At 58.8% G+C, this 19,342-nt stretch carries 18 protein-coding genes; 10 read left to right on the top strand and 8 right to left on the bottom strand.

Going from position 1 to position 19,342, the window contains the following annotated elements:
• Position 1 precedes the first annotated feature (1 nt).
• Positions 2–1,417, bottom strand: a complete 1,416-nt coding sequence (locus HNQ83_RS00850) for an acetyl-CoA carboxylase biotin carboxylase subunit (RefSeq protein ID WP_131108079.1) — start codon at positions 1,415–1,417, stop codon at positions 2–4.
• A 191-nt stretch (positions 1,418–1,608) separates the two neighbouring features.
• Here HNQ83_RS00850 and HNQ83_RS00845 point away from each other — a divergent pair, with 191 nt between their 5' ends.
• Entirely contained in the window at positions 1,609–2,571 is a 963-nt protein-coding gene (locus HNQ83_RS00845) for a LysR family transcriptional regulator (RefSeq protein ID WP_175387235.1), read from the top strand.
• Here HNQ83_RS00845 and HNQ83_RS00840 read toward each other — a convergent pair.
• Complete coding sequence (locus tag HNQ83_RS00840; protein WP_175387234.1) at positions 2,513–2,725, bottom strand: PA3496 family putative envelope integrity protein; 213 nt, start codon at positions 2,723–2,725, stop codon at positions 2,513–2,515. The two genes, HNQ83_RS00845 and HNQ83_RS00840, sit on opposite strands and share 59 nt — an antisense overlap.
• 229 nt (positions 2,726–2,954) lie before the next feature.
• Positions 2,955–3,821 carry a transcriptional regulator HexR gene (gene hexR / locus HNQ83_RS00835; RefSeq protein WP_028620399.1) on the bottom strand — a complete coding sequence of 289 codons (867 nt, stop codon included), beginning with the start codon at positions 3,819–3,821 and terminating at the stop codon, positions 2,955–2,957.
• A 352-nt stretch (positions 3,822–4,173) separates the two neighbouring features.
• On the opposite strand from hexR, the gene HNQ83_RS00830 reads away from it, so the two are divergent.
• Entirely contained in the window at positions 4,174–4,488 is a 315-nt protein-coding gene (locus HNQ83_RS00830; RefSeq protein WP_175387233.1) for a hypothetical protein, read from the top strand.
• Positions 4,489–4,551: 63 nt separating this feature from the next.
• On the opposite strand, the gene HNQ83_RS00825 is transcribed toward HNQ83_RS00830, so the two are convergent.
• Complete coding sequence (locus HNQ83_RS00825) at positions 4,552–7,413, bottom strand: EAL domain-containing protein (RefSeq protein ID WP_175387232.1); 2,862 nt, start codon at positions 7,411–7,413, stop codon at positions 4,552–4,554.
• A gap of 258 nt (positions 7,414–7,671) precedes the next feature.
• On the opposite strand from HNQ83_RS00825, the gene uvrD reads away from it, so the two are divergent.
• The 4 genes from uvrD to HNQ83_RS00805 all read left to right on the top strand — a co-directional run bounded on the left by uvrD (position 7,672) and on the right by HNQ83_RS00805 (position 12,031).
• Complete coding sequence (uvrD, locus tag HNQ83_RS00820; RefSeq protein WP_175387231.1) at positions 7,672–9,855, top strand: DNA helicase II; 2,184 nt, start codon at positions 7,672–7,674, stop codon at positions 9,853–9,855.
• A gap of 133 nt (positions 9,856–9,988) precedes the next feature.
• Positions 9,989–10,429 (top strand): EamA family transporter, encoded by a 441-nt coding sequence (locus HNQ83_RS00815; RefSeq protein WP_175387230.1) that lies wholly within the window; start codon positions 9,989–9,991, stop codon positions 10,427–10,429.
• A gap of 179 nt (positions 10,430–10,608) precedes the next feature.
• Positions 10,609–11,487, top strand: coding sequence for a Tim44 domain-containing protein (locus HNQ83_RS00810; protein ID WP_175387229.1), 879 nt, complete (start codon positions 10,609–10,611; stop codon positions 11,485–11,487).
• Positions 11,488–11,623: 136 nt separating this feature from the next.
• The gene (locus HNQ83_RS00805) at positions 11,624–12,031 is read left to right on the top strand and encodes an SMI1/KNR4 family protein (RefSeq protein ID WP_014720555.1); all 408 of its coding nucleotides are present in this window, start codon (positions 11,624–11,626) and stop codon (positions 12,029–12,031) included.
• Positions 12,032–12,052: 21 nt separating this feature from the next.
• Here HNQ83_RS00805 and HNQ83_RS00800 read toward each other — a convergent pair whose 3' ends face one another.
• Positions 12,053–13,816 (bottom strand): cation:proton antiporter, encoded by a 1,764-nt coding sequence (locus tag HNQ83_RS00800; RefSeq protein WP_175387228.1) that lies wholly within the window; start codon positions 13,814–13,816, stop codon positions 12,053–12,055.
• Positions 13,817–14,102: 286 nt separating this feature from the next.
• Between HNQ83_RS00800 and HNQ83_RS00795 the strand changes: the two genes are divergently transcribed.
• Positions 14,103–14,585: an acyl-CoA thioesterase gene (locus tag HNQ83_RS00795; RefSeq protein ID WP_095194575.1), complete on the top strand. Its 483-nt coding sequence runs from the start codon at positions 14,103–14,105 to the stop codon at positions 14,583–14,585.
• Positions 14,586–14,720: 135 nt separating this feature from the next.
• Here the strand turns inward: HNQ83_RS00795 and pdxY are convergent, their stop codons facing one another.
• The gene (gene pdxY, locus HNQ83_RS00790; protein WP_175387227.1) at positions 14,721–15,593 is read right to left on the bottom strand and encodes a pyridoxal kinase PdxY; all 873 of its coding nucleotides are present in this window, start codon (positions 15,591–15,593) and stop codon (positions 14,721–14,723) included.
• A gap of 119 nt (positions 15,594–15,712) precedes the next feature.
• On the opposite strand from pdxY, the gene HNQ83_RS00785 reads away from it, so the two are divergent.
• Entirely contained in the window at positions 15,713–16,126 is a 414-nt protein-coding gene (locus HNQ83_RS00785; protein WP_175387226.1) for a DUF3301 domain-containing protein, read from the top strand.
• A 119-nt stretch (positions 16,127–16,245) separates the two neighbouring features.
• On the opposite strand, the gene HNQ83_RS00780 is transcribed toward HNQ83_RS00785, so the two are convergent.
• Complete coding sequence (locus HNQ83_RS00780; protein ID WP_175387225.1) at positions 16,246–17,214, bottom strand: GTP-binding protein; 969 nt, start codon at positions 17,212–17,214, stop codon at positions 16,246–16,248.
• Positions 17,215–17,239: 25 nt separating this feature from the next.
• Here HNQ83_RS00780 and HNQ83_RS00775 point away from each other — a divergent pair, with 25 nt between their 5' ends.
• Positions 17,240–17,596, top strand: coding sequence for an NADH:ubiquinone oxidoreductase (locus HNQ83_RS00775; RefSeq protein ID WP_175387369.1), 357 nt, complete (start codon positions 17,240–17,242; stop codon positions 17,594–17,596).
• A gap of 13 nt (positions 17,597–17,609) precedes the next feature.
• Here the strand turns inward: HNQ83_RS00775 and zigA are convergent, their stop codons facing one another.
• Positions 17,610–18,815, bottom strand: coding sequence for a zinc metallochaperone GTPase ZigA (zigA, locus tag HNQ83_RS00770; protein ID WP_175387224.1), 1,206 nt, complete (start codon positions 18,813–18,815; stop codon positions 17,610–17,612).
• A 140-nt stretch (positions 18,816–18,955) separates the two neighbouring features.
• On the opposite strand from zigA, the gene HNQ83_RS00765 reads away from it, so the two are divergent.
• A complete protein-coding gene (locus HNQ83_RS00765; protein ID WP_175387223.1) occupies positions 18,956–19,333 on the top strand; it encodes a glutamine synthetase in 378 nt (125 codons plus the stop codon).
• Positions 19,334–19,342 lie beyond the last annotated feature (9 nt).

Below are 19,342 nucleotides of genomic sequence, written 5' to 3'. Positions count from 1 at the left end.
CTCACAGGCCTGCGTGGGCGGCGATGGCGGCGGCGATGGCCAGAGCCAGCTCTTCGGGTTTGCGCTTGATCGAGTAGTTGGTCAGTTCAGGGTGGCTTTCAACGAAGCTGGTATTGAACTGGCCGCTACGGAATTCCGGGTTGCGCAGGATTTCCTGGTAGTAGGCGGCGGTGGTCTTGACCCCTTGCAGACGCATGTCGTCGAGGGCTCGCAAACCACGGTCCATCGCTTCTTCCCAGGTCAGCGCCCACACCACCAGTTTCAGGCACATGGAATCGTAGAACGGCGGAATGGTGTAACCGGTGTAGATCGCCGTGTCGGTACGCACGCCAGGACCGCCGGGTGCGTAGTAACGGGTGATCTTGCCGAAGCTCGGCAGGAAGTTGTTTTTCGGGTCTTCGGCGTTGATCCGGAATTGCAGGGCGAAACCACGGTGGTGGATGTCTTCCTGTTTCACCGAAAGCGGCAGGCCGGAAGCGATGCGGATCTGCTCGCGGACAATGTCGATGCCGGTGATTTCTTCGGTGATGGTGTGTTCCACCTGCACCCGGGTGTTCATCTCCATGAAGTACACCTCGCCCTCGGCGAGCAGGAACTCCACGGTACCGGCGTTCTCGTAACCCACGGCTTTGGCTGCACGCACCGACAAGTCGCCGATGTAGGCGCGCTGTTCCGGGGTCAGTTGCGGGCTCGGGGCGATCTCGATCAGCTTCTGGTTGCGGCGCTGGATCGAGCAGTCACGCTCGAACAGGTGCACCACGTTGCCGAAGCTGTCGCCGAGGATCTGCGCTTCGATGTGTTTCGGGTTGACGATGCATTTTTCCAGGAACACTTCCGCCGAACCGAAGGCCTTGGTGGCTTCGGAAATGACTCGCGGGAATGCCTGTTCGAGTTCTTCGCGGCTGTTGCAACGACGAATACCGCGACCGCCACCACCGGAAGTGGCCTTGAGCATCACCGGATAACCGATGCGATCGCCTTCGGTCAGGGCTTCTTCAATGCCCGACACGTTGCCTTCAGTGCCTGGAGTGACCGGCACGCCAGCCTTGATCATGCTGCGGCGGGCTTCGGTCTTGTCGCCCATGCGGCGAATGACTTCAGCCGATGGACCGATGAATTTGATACCGCGCTCGGCGCAGATGTCTGCCAGCTCTGCGTTTTCCGAAAGGAAACCGTAGCCGGGGTGCAGCGCATCGCAACCGGTTTCCACCGCCAGGTTCACCAGCTTGCGCGGGTTCAGGTAACCGGCCAGCGGCTCGGCACCAATGCTGTGGGCTTCGTCCGCACGCTTCACATGCAGAGCATGGCGGTCGGCGTCGGAATAGATCGCGACCGAGCGAATGCCCATTTCGGCGCAGGCACGTACGATTCGTACGGCAATCTCACCACGGTTGGCGATCAGGATCTTTGTTATCACTTGGAGTTTCCCTTGAGCCGGTGGTACCCACGACCTGCTAGACCCAGGTCGACGCGTGACCAAATGTTTCAATTTAGTCGCAGGCCAACACTAGCGCTCACAAGGGATTAACAAAAATGAATAATTATTGGGTCACGCATAAGTAAAGACTTATAGTTGACGCATCAGCCTGCGGCGAGAGTGCTTGTAAAATGCGTAAGTCCTTGATGCGTATGACATTGCGTCAATTGCAGATCTTCAACGAAGTCTGTGATTTGAGGTCCTACAGCCGGGCAGCCGACGAAATGTCGCTCACGCAACCGGCCGTCAGCCTGCAGATTCGTCAACTGGAGGAGCTGATTGGTCAACCTTTGTTCGACTACGTCGGCAAAAAACTCTACATGACGGAAGCGGCCGAAGCACTGCAACGCGCCAGCCGGGACATTTTCGGCCGCCTGGAAAACCTCGACATGCAGCTTTCCGATATGCAGGGCTCGCTGCAAGGCCAGTTGAAACTGGCGGTCGAATCCAGCGCCAAGTATTTCGTTCCGCACCTGTTTGCCGCGTTCAAGCGTCAGCATCCGGAGGTCAACCTGCAACTGACGGTGGTCAATCGCGGGCAAGTGATCCGACGCCTCTCCGATAACCGCGATGACTTGGTGATCATGTCGATGGTGCCGCAAGACATGGGGCTGGAGTTCCTGCCGTTCCTCAATAACCCGATCGTTGCTGTCGCGCCGCCAGATCATCCGCTGTGCCACATGGGGCCGCTGCGCCTGCAGGACCTTGAACCCTACACGCTGCTGTTGCGCGAACCCGGCTCGGGTACGCGCCTGGCGTGCGAGGAGTATTTCAAGGAGAAGCGCGTGCACTTCAACCAGACACAGGAAGTGTCATCAGCCGAAGCCCAGCGTGAATGTGTTTTGGCGGGTCTGGGCGTTGCGCTGTTGACGCGCCACGCCCTGAACCTGGAACTGGCGACCGGCGGGTTGATCGAGTTGCCGGTCGAAGAATTGCCGCTCTACCGCAGCTGGTGCCTGGTGCAAGCCAAGGCCAAACGGCTGTCACCGGTGGCTCACGCATTCCTTGCGTTTGTGCGTAGCGAACGGGTGCAGATCAGCGGCCTGGTTGAGCGTTTCGACGGGAAGTCGTTGAGGCAGCCTGCCAGTAATTGAGTTCGAAATCTTCGGGAAAATCGCCGATCTCGGCCAAAAGTTGGCGGCGCTCACAGCGATCTTCGATGGCGCGGCGAAACTCCATGCGGCGCTGGTCTTCCTGCTGACGACGGGTTTTGACGGCGCTGTTGCGTTCTTCGTAGGGCTGGGCCATTTCGAGTCTCCCAAGGCGAGTACGGGAGCTTCAAGATAGGCGAGGGGGATGACGGTTTGGCGGCTCGGGGGTTACAGACTGATGAAAGTTGCGGGGTATTTATGGACGTTTTCGCGAGCAGGCTCGCTCCCACAGGTTTTGTTGTGTGAACAGATTCTGTGCAACACCGAAAAACCACTGTGGGAGCGAGCCTGCTCGCGAATCAGGTCGGAACGACCTGAAGACGACGTCAGTCGTCCAGCGCCTTCACCGACTTGGGCGACAACCTCAAGCTACGCAGGCTGCGCTTGACGCTCTTGAGGTGGTTGACCAGGCTCGGCCCGCGCGCCATGGCCACGCCCATCGCCAGCACATCGATCACCACCAGGTGGGCGATCCGCGAGGTCAGCGGCGTGTAGATTTCAGTATCCTCATGCACGTCGATTGCCAGGTTGACGGTCGACAGCTCGGCCAACGGTGTCTGGCTTGGACACAGGGTGATCAACGAAGCCCCGCTTTCACGCACCAGGTTGGCGGTGATCAGCAGATCCTTGGAGCGCCCGGACTGGGAAATGCAGATCGCCACATCGGTCGGCTTCAAGGTCACCGCCGACATCGCCTGCATGTGCGGGTCGGAATACGCCGCCGCGGTCAGCAGCAAACGGAAAAACTTGTGCTGCGCATCTGCCGCGACTGCACCCGAGGCGCCGAAGCCGTAGAACTCGACACGCTGGGCCTGGGACATCAGCGTCACCGCTCGCTGCAGTTCAACCGGATCGAGCCTCTCGCGAACCTCCATCAGGGTGTGCAGGGTGGTGTCGAAGATTTTCAGGCTGTAGTCGGCGACCGAATCATCTTCATGGATCGCGAACTGTCCGAAACTCGCGCCTGCCGCCAGGCTTTGGGCCAGCTTCAACTTCAGGTCCTGGAACCCCGAACAACCGATGGCGCGGCAAAAACGCACGATGGTCGGCTCGCTGATGCCGACGCTATGGGCCAGATCGGCCATGGAACTGTGCATCACGGCCGCGGGGTCAAGCAGCACGTGATCGGCGACCTTGAGCTCCGACTTGCGTAACAGGTGACGAGACTGGGCGATGTGTTGCAGCAGATTCAAAGGGATGGACTCTTTGTTATTGGCAGGTGCCGGGGATGTAGCACGCTTGTAGTTATACTACATGAATCGGGATTTTGCCTGCTCAATGAGTAACCGGATCCCTCGATTTCAGGTGCCCGCGTCTCATGTAGCACAGATTTTCGATGCCCAAATGGTCATCGCTATACGGCTTAAAAGGTACAACACCCCTCTATCCTCCCCGTTTAAAGTTCCATGTGTAGTTATTCACCTGACACTCAACTAAACATACAGCCTTACAAAACCATAACTTCAAACCCTTCACACGTATAGTTGCAGATAGATATATTGCCCCGACAGGAAGTAAAACCATTAATTAAAGGACTTATATACGATGAGCATTAAAACCAAAGACTGGACCGCACAAATCGACCGGATGCCAGGTAACCAGTCGTTCCGCGTCCATGGCACCGTAACCGTTCCCCACAGCGGCGCCACACCTAAACTGGAATACATGAAACTGCAGGACAAGTCATTCAATGTGCGGTTGGAGCTTAAACTTGAAACATCCGACGAGCCCTCCTTGCAAGTTGAAACCGACAAGTTTGTCGAATACAAAGTTATGGGGGACTCCAATGTTCCCAGCGTGAGTATCTTCTATCAAGGTGAACTACTGCACCATATCGACAAAGTTCTGATCACCCACTAATAAAGACATTAGTTTCAGGGCATCCCGTCGCCCCTTCGAAAAGGGGACGGCGGGACTTTCCCTTCAATCCATGCCTTGTTCGCGCAACAAGCCTGCGAGCCCATCCGCCTCTATCGGCCGGCTGATGAGATAGCCTTGCACCTCATCGCAGTGCTCGCCCTTGAGGAATTCAAGCTGCTCCCGCCGCTCCACCCCTTCGGCCACGACTTTCAGCGACAAGCCATGAGCCATGGCAATGATCGCCCGGGTGATGGCTGCATCCTCTGTGCCCTCCCCCAGGCCACGAATGAATGCCTGATCGATCTTTACGTAATCCACCGGAATCCGCTTGAGGTAGCTCAGGGATGAATAACCGGTGCCGAAATCGTCGATCGCCAACTTCACCCCCAGATCACGCAGTTGCTGGAAGGTCGCGATGATGTGTTCGACGCTGTCCAGCAGCTGGCTCTCCGTGAGTTCCAGCTCAAGGTAGTGCGGCGCCAGTCCGGTTTCTTCCAGCACTTGCCGTACAAGGCTGACCAGTTTGCCCTGACGCAACTGATGCACCGACAAATTGACGGATACCCGAATCGGCTCAAGCCCCTGCCGCTGCCACGCGCAGGCTTGCCAGCACGCCTGACGCAGCACGAACTCACCGATCGGGCCGATCAAGCCGGTTTCCTCGGCCAGACCGATGAAATCCCCCGGTGGCACGCGCCCCATGGTCGGATGATCCCAACGCACCAGCGCCTCGGCGGCATTCAGCTTGCCTGTGGCCAGGCAAAGTTTCGGTTGGTAAAACACCTTCAGTTGCTTCTCTTCAACGGCTTTACGCAGTTGGTTTTCCAGCTGCAAACGCTCCAGCGTGCTGGCTTGAAGGCTGTCGGTATAGAACTGGAAATTGTTGCCGCCCAGATGCTTGGCGTGCTGCATGGCCATGTTCGACTGGCTGACCAGCGCGGAAATTTCCCGCGCATTGTCCGGCAACAAACTGATGCCCATCGACGCACTGACCACCAGTTCGTGACCCTCGACAGTCACAGGTATACGCAGCTTGTTCGACAAACGTGTCGCCACCCGCGCCAGGCTCGACAGGTTGCCATAGGAGTTGAAGAGCACTGCAAACTCGTCGCCGGACAAGCGTGCGATGGTATCCGCTTCCGGCAACGCGTTGACCAGTCGCCGGGCCATTTTCTGCAACAACTGGTCGGCCACCTCATGACCGAGGCTGTCGTTGAGCTGCTTGAAGCGATCCAGATTGATATGCAGCAGCGCCAGACTGCGATAGCCACCCTGGCGTACGCGTTGATGCGCTTCACTGAGCCGCTCGCGGAACATGGAGCGGTTGGCCAGGCCGGTGAGTTCGTCGTAGTGAGTCAGGTAACGCATGCGCTCTTCGGATTCACGACGAGCCGAGAGATCCGCGAAGAAGCCCACAATATGGCTCACATTTCCCTTGGTATCGCGCACGGTACTCAACTGCAGCCATTGCGGGTACATCTCGCCGTTCTTGCGGGTTTCCACCAATTCACCCTGCCAGTTGCCGTGCTGCTCCAGCGACTGATGAATGGCTGTGTAGTGACGACGTGCATCGCGACTGCAGGGCAGCTCGGCAACATTGCGACCGAGCATGTCTTCGATCTCGTAACCGGTGACGCGGCTGAAGGCTTGATTGGCGGCGATCAGGGCATAGTTTGGATCGAAAATCACAATGCCTTCGCTGGCAGCCTCGAACACCGTCGCGGCCAGTTGCTGCTGTTCTTCCAGCGCCTTGCTGACACTGATGTCGCGGCGCGTGCCGACCATGCGGATCACCCGGCCATTGTCGGCACGCTCGACCGCCCGTCCGCGGTCCTCGATCCAGACCCAGTGACCATCGCCATGTCGCACGCGGTATTCGACCTGGTAATCCTCGGTGCGCCCCTTCAAATGGTCGACCAACGCCCTTCGAAGGGCAGGAAGATCCTCCGGATGCAGGCGTGGCTTGAGATGGCGCAGCATCGCCGTGACGTATTCCGGCTCCAGGCCGAACAACTCCTGAATGTGCGTGTGATGGACTTCGTCGGTTTGCAGGTTCCAGTCCCACAGCCCCAACTCACTGGCCTTCAACGCCAGCGCCAGACGCGCCTCGCTCTTGCTCAGCGCCTGGTTGGCGGCGTCCAGTTCAAGACTGCGCTGGGCGACACGGCTTTCCAGTTCGACCTGGATTTCGCGCAAGCCCTCTTCAGCACGCCGACGCTGGTCGACTTCCTTGGCCAGTTTCTGATTGAGCTGATCACTGCAACTTTGTGCCTGCTGCAGATGCTCGATCAACGCCTGATTCTGGAAGCGTTGCAACAAGCCGCGATCGATCAACCGATTGACCTGCCAGGCGACCACGCTCAATGCACCCAGCAGAATCAGACCGAACCAGCCCCATCCCTGCTCCTGCCCCCAGAACATGTAGGCAATGGCCGGCAATAGACAGGGCAAGGTGAACGACAGAAATGCCGGCAGGCTGACGGCATAGGCGACGCTGGCCGACAGTGCTGCCGCACCAATCAGGCCAAATACCCAGGCTTGCTGGATGAAGTTGTCGGCGGGAACCAGCGCGATTCCGGCACCGGCCAACGTCAGACCGGTTAGGCCCGAGCCCAGCCAAAACATTCGCTGCCAGATCGGATGGGCCTGACGGTTGGGAATCGCCGAATCGAAAGCCGCCACCTGAATGACCCGCAAAGCCACCAGCGACAATAGCCAGACCAGCCAGACCGTGATCAGAAAGTAGCGCTGCGGGCGCCAAAGCAGGCCGGCGCAGACCAGACCATTGATCAACATGAACAGTGTGGGTAGCAATGAGCCCTGATACAGCAGGCGCGTGCGTTCGACCGCCATTTCCATGGCGTATTGTTTACGGATAACCCGAGGCTCCACAGAAGGGCCCGACAGGTCAGAGCTGAGGGTCATAGGCGATGTTCTTGTTCTTATAATGATGAGCATGAGCCCGAAACGTCGACGGAGCATACACAAGCCAGTGCCCGGACCAAACTGCTCCAGATCAAAAATCGGACAAAAGAATCGAGCGCCCGACTCGACCTTAAAGCCGTCAGGCTAGAGCGGCCAACGCTTACAGGTGATGACTGACCGGTCGTCCCGCGCGCCTCTTTCATCGGCTAAAGCAAAGCGGGGTTTGCCCGGTGTGGCGCCGCCCCCTAGAATGCCCCGATGCGCGATGATCTCTCCCTTCTGCTGAACTCCCTCAACGATGCCCAACGCCAGGCCGTAGCGGCCCCCGTCGGCCGTCAGTTGGTCCTGGCCGGTGCTGGTTCCGGTAAAACCCGAGTGCTGGTGCACCGTATCGCCTGGTTGATCCAGGTCGAAAACGCGTCGCCCCACTCCATCCTGTCGGTGACGTTCACCAACAAGGCGGCGGCCGAGATGCGCCATCGCATTGAGCAGCTGATGGGTATCAACCCGGCCGGCATGTGGGTCGGCACCTTCCACGGCCTGGCGCACCGCTTGCTGCGAGCGCACTGGCAGGAAGCCGGGCTGAGCCAGACCTTCCAGATTCTCGACAGCGATGACCAGCAGCGGCTGGTCAAACGGGTGATCCGCGAGCTCGGCCTGGACGAACAACGCTGGCCGGCCCGTCAAGCCCAATGGTTCATCAACGGGCAGAAGGACGAAGGTCTGCGCCCGCAACACATTCAAGCCAGCGGCGATCTGTTCCTGGCCACCATGCGCAGCATCTATGAGGCCTACGAGGCTGCGTGTCTGCGCGCCGGCGTCATCGATTTTTCCGAATTGCTGCTGCGCGCCCTCGACCTGTGGCGCGATCACCCGGGGCTGCTGGCGCATTATCAGAAGCGCTTCCGGCACATCCTGGTGGACGAGTTCCAGGACACCAACGCCGTGCAGTACGCCTGGTTGCGTCTGCTGGCCAAAGGTGGCGACAGCCTGATGGTGGTCGGCGACGACGACCAGTCGATCTACGGCTGGCGTGGCGCGAAAATCGAGAACATCTATCAGTATTCCGATGATTTCCCGGATGCCGAGACCATACGCCTGGAGCAGAACTATCGCTCCACCGCGGGCATCCTCAAGGCCGCCAACGCCTTGATCGCCAACAACACCGGGCGCCTGGGCAAGGAGCTGTGGACCGATGGCGGCGACGGCGAAGCGATCAATCTGTACGCCGCGTTCAACGAACACGACGAAGCTCGTTATGTTGTCGAAACCATCGAAAGTGCGCTGAAAACAGGCCTGGCCCGTAGCGATATCGCGATTTTATACCGCTCCAACGCCCAATCGCGGGTTTTGGAAGAAGCTTTGCTTCGTGAACGCATTCCTTACCGCATTTATGGTGGTCAGCGCTTCTTCGAGCGGGCTGAAATCAAGAACGCCATGGCCTACCTGCGCCTGCTCGAAGGTCGTGGCAACGATGCCGCGCTGGAGCGGGTAATCAACGTTCCGGCGCGCGGCATCGGCGAAAAGACCGTCGAAGCGATTCGTGACCACGCGCGCCATACTGATGTGTCGATGTGGGAAGCGATGCGCCAACTGATGGCCAACAAGGGCCTTACCGGTCGCGCCGCCAGCGCACTCGGCGCGTTTATCGAATTGATCGAAAACCTCGCCGCCAAATGCATGGAAATGCCCCTGCACCTGATGACCCAGACCGTCATCGAACAGTCGGGCCTCATTGCCTACCATGAAGCGGAAAAAGGCGAGAAAGGTCAGGCCCGGGTAGAAAACCTTGAGGAACTGGTCAGCGCCGCGCGCAACTTCGAAAACAGCGAGGAGGACGAGGACTTGACGCCATTGGCGGCGTTCCTCGGTCACGCGTCGCTGGAAGCCGGGGACACCCAGGCCGACGAGCACGAAGACAGTATTCAACTGATGACCCTGCACAGCGCCAAGGGCCTGGAATTCCCGTACGTGTTCCTGGTGGGCATGGAAGAAGGCCTGTTTCCGCACAAGATGAGCCTGGAAGAGCCCGGTCGTCTTGAGGAAGAACGTCGCCTGGCTTATGTCGGCGTCACGCGCGCCATGCATAACCTGGTGATGACCTATGCTGAAACCCGACGGCTGTACGGCAGCGAGACCTACAACAAGGTGTCGCGTTTCGTACGTGAAGTGCCGAAAGGCCTGATCCAGGAAGTACGGCTGTCCAACAGCGTCAGTCGTCCGTTCGGTGGCAACCAGTCGATGAGTGGCAGCAACCTGTTCAGTGGCAGCGAGATTCCGCAGACCGGTTTCAGCCTCGGTCAGGCAGTACGGCATTCGGTATTTGGCGATGGCGTGATCCTGAACTTTGAAGGTGCCGGGGCGCAGGCGCGGGTTCAGGTGAACTTCAGCGAAGGCAGCAAGTGGTTGATGCTGGGCTACGCCAAGCTGGAAGCGATCTGACAGCTACCAGGGTGCTTTCTGTGGGAGCGAGCCTGCTGGCGAATGAAAGCGCCTCGGATTATCTGGAAAATCGTGGATGTGCCCTTCGCGAGCAGGCTCGCTCCCACAGGTTGGTCTGATTAAAGGAAAGGTCATGGGCTCAGGCTTCTTTTCTTCCTGGACATTCTGGGCCCTGCTATCGGCCGTATTCGCGGCGTTAACCGCCATTTTCGCGAAGATCGGCGTCGAGAACGTCAATTCAGATTTCGCCACGCTACTGCGGACAGTGGTCATCCTGATCAGCCTGGCCTTGATTTTGTACGCCACGGGCCAATATCAAGCATTGGGATCGATTTCCGCCAAGAGCTATCTGTTCCTGCTGTTGTCCGGCCTGGCCACCGGCGCCTCGTGGATTTGCTACTTCCGCGCACTTAAAGTCGGACCTGCGTCACTGGTCGCTCCGGTGGACAAACTCAGTGTGGTTCTGGTGGCCGTGCTCGGCGTGATTCTGCTGGGCGAAAAACTCGACCTGCGCCAATGGGGCGGAATCGGCCTGATCACGGCAGGGGTTGTGATGCTGGCGCTGCGACGCTAGCCATCCGTCCTACAGAACTTATCCACTCATCCTACAGACCAAAGTGAACACGCCTTATTGCGCTGACTGAAGCTGAACCGAACCTGTCAGGCAAAAGCCCGAAACACTCTGCCGCTAGCCAGTAACACTTCAGCTGTGCAACATGGCGCGCGTGCCTTCCACAAATGGGAATTCCCTTTATGAAACGTTTTCTTAGCATCGCCATGGCGTTGTGCATCGGCCTGACGATGAGTCTCGACGTCAATGCCGCCAAGCGCTTCGGTGGTGGCAAAAGCGCAGGCGCTGCGCCGACTCACCAGACCAGCCAAATGGCTCCTTCTTCTCCAGGCATGGGCGGCGCTGCGGCGACCGCTGGTGCTGCCGGTGCCGCTGGCGCTGCAGCCAAGGCTGGCGGTGCTTCGCGCTGGCTCGGCCCTCTGGCCGGCATCGCCGCCGGTGGCCTGCTGGCGTCCATGTTCATGGGCGACGGCTTCCAGGGCATGCAGATCTTCGACATCCTGATCATGGCAGTCATCGCGTTCCTGGTCTTCCGTTTCATCGCCGCCCGTCGTCGCAAGCAGCAGGAGCAATACGCTCCGGCCGGTCACGCGCCGATGCAGCGTGAAGCGTTCGAACAGAAGCCAGCCATGGGCTCGATCTTCGGTGGTTCGGCTGCACCTGTTGCCGCACGTCCGGTCATCAACGCGCCAGCCTGGTTCAATGAAAAGAACTTCGTCGAAGCGGCCCGCAACCACTTCCAGTCCCTGCAACAGCATTGGGACGCCAACGAAATGGACAAGATCGCCGAGTTCGTGACTCCGCAGATGCTGGAGTTCCTCAAGCGCGAACGTGCCGATCTGGGCGACGGCTTCCAGTCCACCTACATTGATAACCTCAATGTGCAACTCGACGGCGTGGATGATCGCGCCGACAAGACCATCGCCACCCTGACCTTCAGTGGCGTGTCGAAGACCTCGCGTTTCGACCAGGGCGAAGTGTTCAGCGAAAGCTGGAACATGGAACGTGCCCAAGGCGAAAACCAGCCTTGGCTGGTAGCAGGTATCCGCCAGAACGGCTGATTACCCTCCTTGCTTGATACGTTGTAATAAAAACCCCGGCTTGCCGGGGTTTTCTATTTCGCGGTTGCATCTATAGCGAGCTACTGTATAAACCGCCCCATATAAACCGCGCCATTCAAGCAAGAGGATCCCGGACGTGGAAGAAATCATCGAACAACTGCGTGAAGCCAACGAACCGGTACCGGTCCCCTTGGAGTTGCCTGACGAAGATCTGCTGGTCGAAATCGAAGAACAACTGTTCATCGACATTCCCTTCGTCTTCAGAGAGTTTTTGCTGACCGTCAGCGACGTGGTCTACGGCAGCCTGGAGCCGGTGACCGTCACCGACCCGCAATCCCACACTTACCTGCCGGACGTTGCCGCCAACGCCTGGGACGCCGGTGTCGATCGCAGCCTGATCCCGATCTGCCAGGACGGTGACGACTACTACTGCGTCGAAGAGGACGGCACCGTGGTGTTGTGGTCTGCCGAAGAAGAACTGGTGACCGAAGAAACCTGGGAATCGGTGTGGCACTGGGCGCGGGACGTCTGGCTGGAAAGCTGAGTCAGCTGACACCCCACCCGGTCAGTGCCCTGGCGAATCCTTGTGGTTGTCCAGGGTATCCAGCAACGCCACCTGCATGCGGGTATGGACGCGGATAAACCAGCGCCACAGCAACGCAGCCACGGCGGCCGCCACCACGGCGATCAGCACCAGCAACTTGTTGGTCGGCAGAATACTGGCCGACAAGGCTGCCAATAGCAGGAAAATCACCAACAGCGAGAGGATCGGGATCACTTCGGCGATCACCCGACGCACTCGCTGCGTATGGCGCCCAGCCATCTCCGGCTTCACACCCATCTCCGCCAGCAACATCGACAGCGCCTTGAGCTTGCGATACGCCGCGATCAAGAACGGCAGCGATACCAGCAACGCCCCCCCCCAGATCAACGCTTTCTGCCAGCTCGGGTCACTGATCCAAACCTGCAAGTAGGCTGAGATGCGCTCGGCGAAATACGCCCCGGCGAAGAAGATCGCGATCACCAACGCCAGATTGACCCCCACCTGCAGCAAAATCCGCCGAATCATCGACGCCAGCAGCGCGCCCTCGCCCTGCGGCTGGATGCTGCGCAGCCATTCGCCATACATCCCCAGGACCCGCCCCAGACGCTGAGGCATCGCTGCAGACAACTTGATCGACAACGGATCGGCAGCGCGGATCAGATACGGCGTCATCAGCGTTGTAAGCACAGAAACCGCCACCGCTACCGGGTAAAGGAAGTTACTGGTGACCTGCAGGGTCATGCCCAGCGACGCGATGATGAAAGAAAATTCGCCGATCTGCGAAAGCCCCATCCCAACCCGCAGTGAGGTACGTCCGTCATTGCCGGCGATAAAGGCACCAAGGCCGCAGGACACCATCTTGCCAAGCACCACCGCTACCGTTATCACGGCGATGGGCCAGGCGTACTGCAGCAGGATCATCGGGTCGAGCATCAACCCGATCGCCACAAAGAAGATGGCACTGAACAAGTCGCGAACCGGTTCGATCAGGCGTTCGATTTTCAACAACTGTCGGGATTCGGCCATGATCGCGCCGATCAGGAAGGCGCCGAGCACCATGCTGTATTCAAGCTTGACCACCAGCAGGCAGAAGCCGAAACACAGGCCCAGTACGGTGATCAACAGCATCTCGTTGCTTTCGAACTTGGCCACGTAGGCCAGCAATCGCGGCACCAGCAGGATGCCAATCACCAGCGCGACGATCATGAACAGCGAGAGCTTGCCGACGGTGGAAAACACTTCCCCCGAACTGACCGTGCCGCTGACCGCGATGCTCGACAGCAAGGCAATAATCCCGATACCCAGGATGTCTTCGACAATCAGCACACCGAAAATCAGCTGCGCAAAGCGCTCGTTTTTCATCTTCAGATCGTTGAGTGCCTTGACGATGATGGTGGTCGAGGAAATGGCCAGGATCGCGCCGAGGAACAGCGAATCCATGGTGTTCCAGTCGAACCAGCGGCCGATTTCGTAACCGATCCAGATCATCAGCACGATTTCCAGGAACGCCGCGATAAACGCCGTGGCGCCGACCTTGAACAGCTTGCGCAGACTGAACTCCAGGCCGAGGCAGAACATCAGGAATATCACCCCGAGTTCCGCCAGGGTCTTGATGGTTTCTTCATCGTGAATCAGGCCGAACGGTGGCGTGTGCGGACCAATGATGAACCCGGCGACGATGTAGCCCAGCACCACCGGCTGTTTGAAGCGGTGAAAAAGCACAGTTACCACACCTGCGACCAACATGATCACTGCCAGATCCTGAATAAAACTGATGGCATGCATGGTGTGGGGCTCCTTGGGTGACATTGCTCGATCGCCGACGCAGGAAACGTCCGACCGGGCAGAGTAAAAATTCACTTTTCCGCGTAGGAATTGCCCACTTTGGGCGGGCTTTTGCAGGGTAACACCGCGACTTCCGGCAGAAAGGCGGTGCAATATATGGAAACAGATCGATCCGGCGTGACGGCAGCTTGCCGCCCGGCGTCCCGATAACTGTTGGTTTGAAAAAACCACGCAGGCACCCGCAGAGGTGCGCCCCTCAAACCTTGCCTTGATCCGTGAGAGAGCTATGGAACCTGGAAATGCCCAACTGTCGATGACGGTACTGATGACCCCCGACATGGCCAACTTCTCTGGCAATGTTCACGGCGGTACCCTGCTCAAGTACCTCGACGAAGTCGCCTACGCCTGCGCCAGCCGTTATGCCGGCCGCTACGTGGTCACCCTGTCGGTGGACCAGGTGATTTTCCGTGAACCGATCCATGTCGGCGAGCTGGTGACCTTTCTTGCTTCGGTCAATTACACCGGGAACACCTCGATGGAGGTGGGCATCAAGGTGGTGACCGAGAACATTCGTGAGCGCTCGGTGCGCCACACCAATAGTTGCTTCTTCACGATGGTCGCGGTGGATGACCAGCGCAAACCCGCGCCTGTACCGCCCCTGCAGCCGGAAAACAGCGAAGACAAGCGCCGCTACATCCAGGCACAACAACGTCGTCAAATTCGTCAGGAGCTTGAGAAGCGGTATCAGGAAATCAAAGGCGACGCCTGAGGTGTTTCAGGTCGTTTGATGGTGCTTTTTAGATAGCTTTCGCGAGCAGGCTCGCTCCCACACTTGACCGTATTCCATTGTCGAAACTCGGTTGATTGTGGGAGCGAGCCTGCTCTCGAATGGCGCCAATACCGATCAGAGGCTGATCGGAGTAGCCTCGAACCGCACCCGAGGATGGGCAATCCGGTCCTGCGCCCGCACCAGCTCCAGCTCGTAACTGGCGCACGCCTGGGTTTCCAGCAGCACTTCATGCACCGCCGATGCGGCGAACTCAAAAGCGGCCACCAGGCTGTCGCCCAGCAGAACCCGCGCCAGAAACAACCCGGACGTCAGGTCGCCTACGCCCACCGGCTGACGCGGAAACGCCAGAAGCGGACGTTGCAGGTGCCAACTGCCTTCGGCCGTCACCAGCAGCATCTCGAACACGTCCGGTGTTTTGCCCGGGTAGTCGAGATGCTTGACCAGCACCGCCTTGGGCCCACGTGCCAGCAGTGCTCGCGCCATCGCCAGGCAATCGAACAGCGACTGCGGTTTGCGCCCCGTGAAGCTGTCGAGCTCCAGTTGATTCGGGCACATGAAGTCGGCCACCGCAGCAGCCTCTTCCAGCAGGAAATCGCTGACTTCCGCGGGCACGCTGCAGCCCTTCTCCGGATGGCCCATCACCGGGTCACACAGGTACAGCGCCTTGGGATTCATCGACTTGATCCGCGCCACACCCGTGAGGATGGCCCGGCCCTGAGCCGCGCTGCCGAGGTAACCCGATAACACCGCATCGCAGTTGCCCAACTCGCCAATCGCCGCAATGCCTTCCACAAGGTCAGGGATCTGGTGCGGCGCCAGTACCTCGCCAGCCCATTGGCCGTATTGGGTATGGTTGGAGAACTGCACGGTATTGAGCGGCCAGACATTCACACCGACCCGCTGCATCGGGAAAACCGCGGCACTGTTGCCAGCGTGACCGAACACCACGTGGGACTGGATAGCGAGTAAATGGGGCGTACGTTTCATGCGGTGAGTTTCCGTAAAACGATTGAAATTCGAACGGCGCAGTATGCGACTAAACGCAGCCTGTACGACAGACCGGCGACGCAGTTAAGCTGACACTATCTTGTTGGAGCGCCCTGTTGATGCTGACCCTTGAGAATATTTTCGTGCTGATGCTATTCGCCACCGCTGGCGCCTGGCTGTGGCACAACCACGGTTTGCGCGAACGCGCACTGGAGCGGGTCAAGCAGCATTGCAGCAATGTCGGGGTCGAGTTGCTGGATGGTAACGTGGCGCTGAAAAAAATCACGTTCATCAAGGATGCCAGCGGTCGGCGGCGCCTGGCCCGAGTGTATAACTTCGAATTCACCGTGACCGGCGAAAGTCGGCATAACGGCACTATTACCCAGTTCGGCCCCCACAGTGCGCAGATCGAACTGGCGCCCTACCCGATGCCGTTCGACGACACCCCGCCCGTCGCCGACGTGGTCAAGCCCAGCGCCCAGGTGATCGAACTGAGCCATTGGCGGCAGGAACATAATAAGTGGCGGTCTTGACGATCGTTGTCGTCAGTTAACCCCATTCGCGAGCAAGCCCGCTCCCACATTTGGAATGCGTTCCCTTGTGGGAGCGGGCTTGCTCGCGAAGAGGACTTCAGCAGCAACGCATAAACCCGCTAATTCGAATGAGCCCTGCATCCCTCCAAGCCTCTGCGGAGCGATTCAATATCCTGCGGCCCACTGAAAATCAGTTCAATCCGCGAATCCTGCCGCCACTCGCTCGGCTGCCAGTCGGGTATCGAGTTATCCACTGCATTCACAGACACCCAGCCTTCAGCGCTGTGGATAACCAGCTTCGCCCGCTGCCAGGGAAGGCTCGCAAGCCACCGCATCACACACGCAACTTCGAACATCTGACTCGGGTGCCAGCGCCAGCCGATGCTCCAGCCCCCCGCCTGTTCCTGGCTCAAGCAAATCGGCAGCGCGGGATCGGTCCAAATCGCCGGCACCTGCCCCCCCTTGGGCATCACAAAGTTATCCACCCCAGACACGGCCTGAGCCGACAAACCGGGCAACTCACTCAATGGCATCACCGCGTGTTGCGCCCAGTACATCGGACGAGCCGGCCATTGCGCGGCGAGACGCTGACGAGCAACCTCATCGAGATTTTCCGATTTGTTCATCAATAGCAGGCCAGCATTGTTCAACGCTTCCTGTTGCGCCTGCGGTAAAGCCCTGCCGTCGGCGAGTGCCTGAGCATCCAGAACCAGTACACATGGCAGTACGTTTAGTACACCTTGCCACGGGGTTTCACTCAACTGCCTGAGCAGTTGCGCCGGATGCCCCAGCCCGGATGGTTCGATAAACAGACGATCCGGCCGCGCCTTGCGCAGCAATCGACCGAGCCCGATCTGGAACGGCGCGCCATTCACGCAACATAGACAGCCCCCGGCCACCTCACCCAGTGCGATACCATCGGCATCGCGGGTCAGTAGCGCGGCGTCGAGGCCGATCTGCCCGAACTCGTTGATCAGCACAGCCCAGCGCTCACCGGCCGGGCGTTGCGCCAGCAGGTGCTTGATCAGGCTGGTCTTGCCGGCTCCCAATGGCCCGGCGATGACGTGGGTAGGAATGTTCTGCAACATGATCAAAGGTTCTGTGGAGGCCAGGATGCGGTGGATGGGGTTGTCGTTACTGCTGACGCTTGCTTGCGGCGAGGCGCTGGCCCAGGCCTGCGTGGTCCACAGCCAGGCGGAGCGGCTCGACGTGAAAGTGTGTCAGGAGAACCGCAACATCCCGGAAAAACTATTCGCCGACGGTTTCTGCCAGCCAAAACTGGCCGGGCAAACTGTCGAGGTACAGTATGTCGACCAATGCCCCAGCGGGGCGTTCGGCGTCTGCAGCAACGCCCAAGTCGCCAATATGCCTTACCGGCAGGATATTCACTATTACGGCGTTGCCACGGACGCGGCCTATCTGAAACCGTTTTGCGAAGCCCAGAGCCAGGGAACCTGGCTCAAGCCTTGAAATCAGCCGGCGGTCAGGCCGCCTCGTCAAACCACGGACCAAACGGATCCGGCAGCTTCTGCCAGCCCTCTTCACCCATCGCCATTTCATCATCGGTCAGCAAGCAACCGTCGAGCTCAGCGGTAAGCTGCGCGAAATCGATATCCTGGCCGATGAACACCAGTTCCTGCCGGCAATCACCGCAAGCGCCGGTCCAGTTTTTCATGATGGCAGCGGTGCTTTCTTCGTCCTGCGGCCATTGCTGCTTCGGCACAAAGCGCCACCAGCGCCCCGCGTAACCATGGCGCATCAACCCACCGGCCTGGGACCAGCTACCGGCGTCCCTGTGTTTGCTCGCCAGCCAGAAAAAGCCTTTGGAACGCAGCAATTTGCCATTGAGCCAGGGACGATCGATGAAGCTGAAAAAACGCTGTGGATGGAAGGGGCGACGCGCACGATAGGCATAGGACGCAATACCGTACTCTTGGGTTTCCGGCACATGTTCACCACGCAACTCCTGCAGCCAACCCGGCGCCTGCGCGGCGTTCTCGAAGTTGAAGCGACCGGTATTGAGGATCTTCTCCAGCGGTACTTCGCCCATGACCATGGGGATAATTTCCGCCCGGGGATTGAGTCGCTCGAGGATGGCCATCAGCTCCTGGCGTTCGTAATCACTGACCAAATCGATCTTACTGATCAGGATGACGTCGGCAAATTCGACCTGTTCGATCAGCAGATCGGTGATCGAGCGTTCGTCCTCTTCACCCAGGGTTTCACCCCGAGTCGCCAGGCTTTCGGCGGCCTGGTAATCGGGCAGGAAATTCATGCCATCGACCACGGTCACCAGGGTATCCAGCCTGGCGATGTCATTGAGGCCCTGCCCGTTTTCGTCGCGGAACGTAAACGTCTCTGCCACGGGCAGCGGCTCGGAAATGCCCGTCGATTCGATCAAAAGATAATCAAATCGACCGTCCCGAGCGAGTTTGCTCACTTCTTCCAGCAGATCTTCGCGCAATGTGCAGCAGATGCAGCCGTTGCTCATCTCCACAAGTTTTTCTTCCGCGCGATTGAGGCTGACGTCGCGCTGGACTTCGCTGCCGTCGATGTTGATCTCACTCATATCATTGACGATGACCGCGACCCGCAGATTATTTCTATTACGTAGTACGTAATTTAGAAGTGTACTTTTTCCTGCCCCTAAAAAGCCCGACAGGACGGTAACGGGAAGGCGATTTGGCATCAAATGTTCCTCACAGGGGGCCCGCTCAAATCGTCGGGCTTAATTAATGTTATAGTATAACAACGCAATTGAACCACTCCCTCTCGCTCGCCTGGTCAAAAGGGTGCGATGCTGGAACCCTCCTGTGGGTGAGAACTGCTATGCGTAATGTCCTGAAATCCGCCCTGCTGAGTGCTTCACTACTGGTTGCATTCGATGCCTGCGCGCAAATCCCGACCCTGGCCAAATGCACCCGCAGCGCCAATTTGCTGGCCTGCGTGGATGGCGACGGCAACGCCTACAGCGTCAATACCGCAGGCAGCACGATGTATCTGAGGGGCTTCGATGCGGCCGGAAAACGCTACTGGGCGCAGACCAACAGTCGCTACGGCCAATTGACGTTTTTCACCGGCATCGCTTCCGACGGCGAAGCGTGGGTCGGCTACAACCGGCGCATCGGCTGGACCACGATCAATCGGTTTTCCAGCTCCGGCGGCAGTAGCGCCAGGTTCACCTGCAACCGGATTGCCGGCTGTTAGGTCTGCTGT

The organism is Pseudomonas sp. C2B4 (assembly GCF_013359695.1).
Taxonomy (GTDB): domain Bacteria; phylum Pseudomonadota; class Gammaproteobacteria; order Pseudomonadales; family Pseudomonadaceae; genus Aquipseudomonas.
The sequence above is the reverse complement of the archived record's forward strand: the minus strand, read 5'-3'. Positions and strand labels throughout refer to the sequence as shown.

Excerpts from the sequence above, each read along its gene's own strand:
- HNQ83_RS00845 (WP_175387235.1), top strand. The coding sequence starts at position 1,609 with ATGCGTAAGTCCTTGATGCGTATGACATTGCGTCAATTGCAGATCTTC.
- HNQ83_RS00840 (WP_175387234.1), bottom strand. The coding sequence starts at position 2,725 with ATGGCCCAGCCCTACGAAGAACGCAACAGCGCCGTCAAAACCCGTCGT.
- HNQ83_RS00830 (WP_175387233.1), top strand. The coding sequence starts at position 4,174 with ATGAGCATTAAAACCAAAGACTGGACCGCACAAATCGACCGGATGCCA.
- HNQ83_RS00825 (WP_175387232.1), bottom strand. The coding sequence starts at position 7,413 with ATGACCCTCAGCTCTGACCTGTCGGGCCCTTCTGTGGAGCCTCGGGTT.
- uvrD (WP_175387231.1), top strand. The coding sequence starts at position 7,672 with ATGCGCGATGATCTCTCCCTTCTGCTGAACTCCCTCAACGATGCCCAA.
- HNQ83_RS00815 (WP_175387230.1), top strand. The coding sequence starts at position 9,989 with ATGGGCTCAGGCTTCTTTTCTTCCTGGACATTCTGGGCCCTGCTATCG.
- HNQ83_RS00810 (WP_175387229.1), top strand. The coding sequence starts at position 10,609 with ATGAAACGTTTTCTTAGCATCGCCATGGCGTTGTGCATCGGCCTGACG.
- HNQ83_RS00800 (WP_175387228.1), bottom strand. The coding sequence starts at position 13,816 with ATGCATGCCATCAGTTTTATTCAGGATCTGGCAGTGATCATGTTGGTC.
- HNQ83_RS00795 (WP_095194575.1), top strand. The coding sequence starts at position 14,103 with ATGGAACCTGGAAATGCCCAACTGTCGATGACGGTACTGATGACCCCC.
- pdxY (WP_175387227.1), bottom strand. The coding sequence starts at position 15,593 with ATGAAACGTACGCCCCATTTACTCGCTATCCAGTCCCACGTGGTGTTC.
- HNQ83_RS00785 (WP_175387226.1), top strand. The coding sequence starts at position 15,713 with ATGCTGACCCTTGAGAATATTTTCGTGCTGATGCTATTCGCCACCGCT.
- HNQ83_RS00780 (WP_175387225.1), bottom strand. The coding sequence starts at position 17,214 with ATGTTGCAGAACATTCCTACCCACGTCATCGCCGGGCCATTGGGAGCC.
- HNQ83_RS00775 (WP_175387369.1), top strand. The coding sequence starts at position 17,240 with ATGCGGTGGATGGGGTTGTCGTTACTGCTGACGCTTGCTTGCGGCGAG.
- zigA (WP_175387224.1), bottom strand. The coding sequence starts at position 18,815 with ATGCCAAATCGCCTTCCCGTTACCGTCCTGTCGGGCTTTTTAGGGGCA.
- HNQ83_RS00765 (WP_175387223.1), top strand. The coding sequence starts at position 18,956 with ATGCGTAATGTCCTGAAATCCGCCCTGCTGAGTGCTTCACTACTGGTT.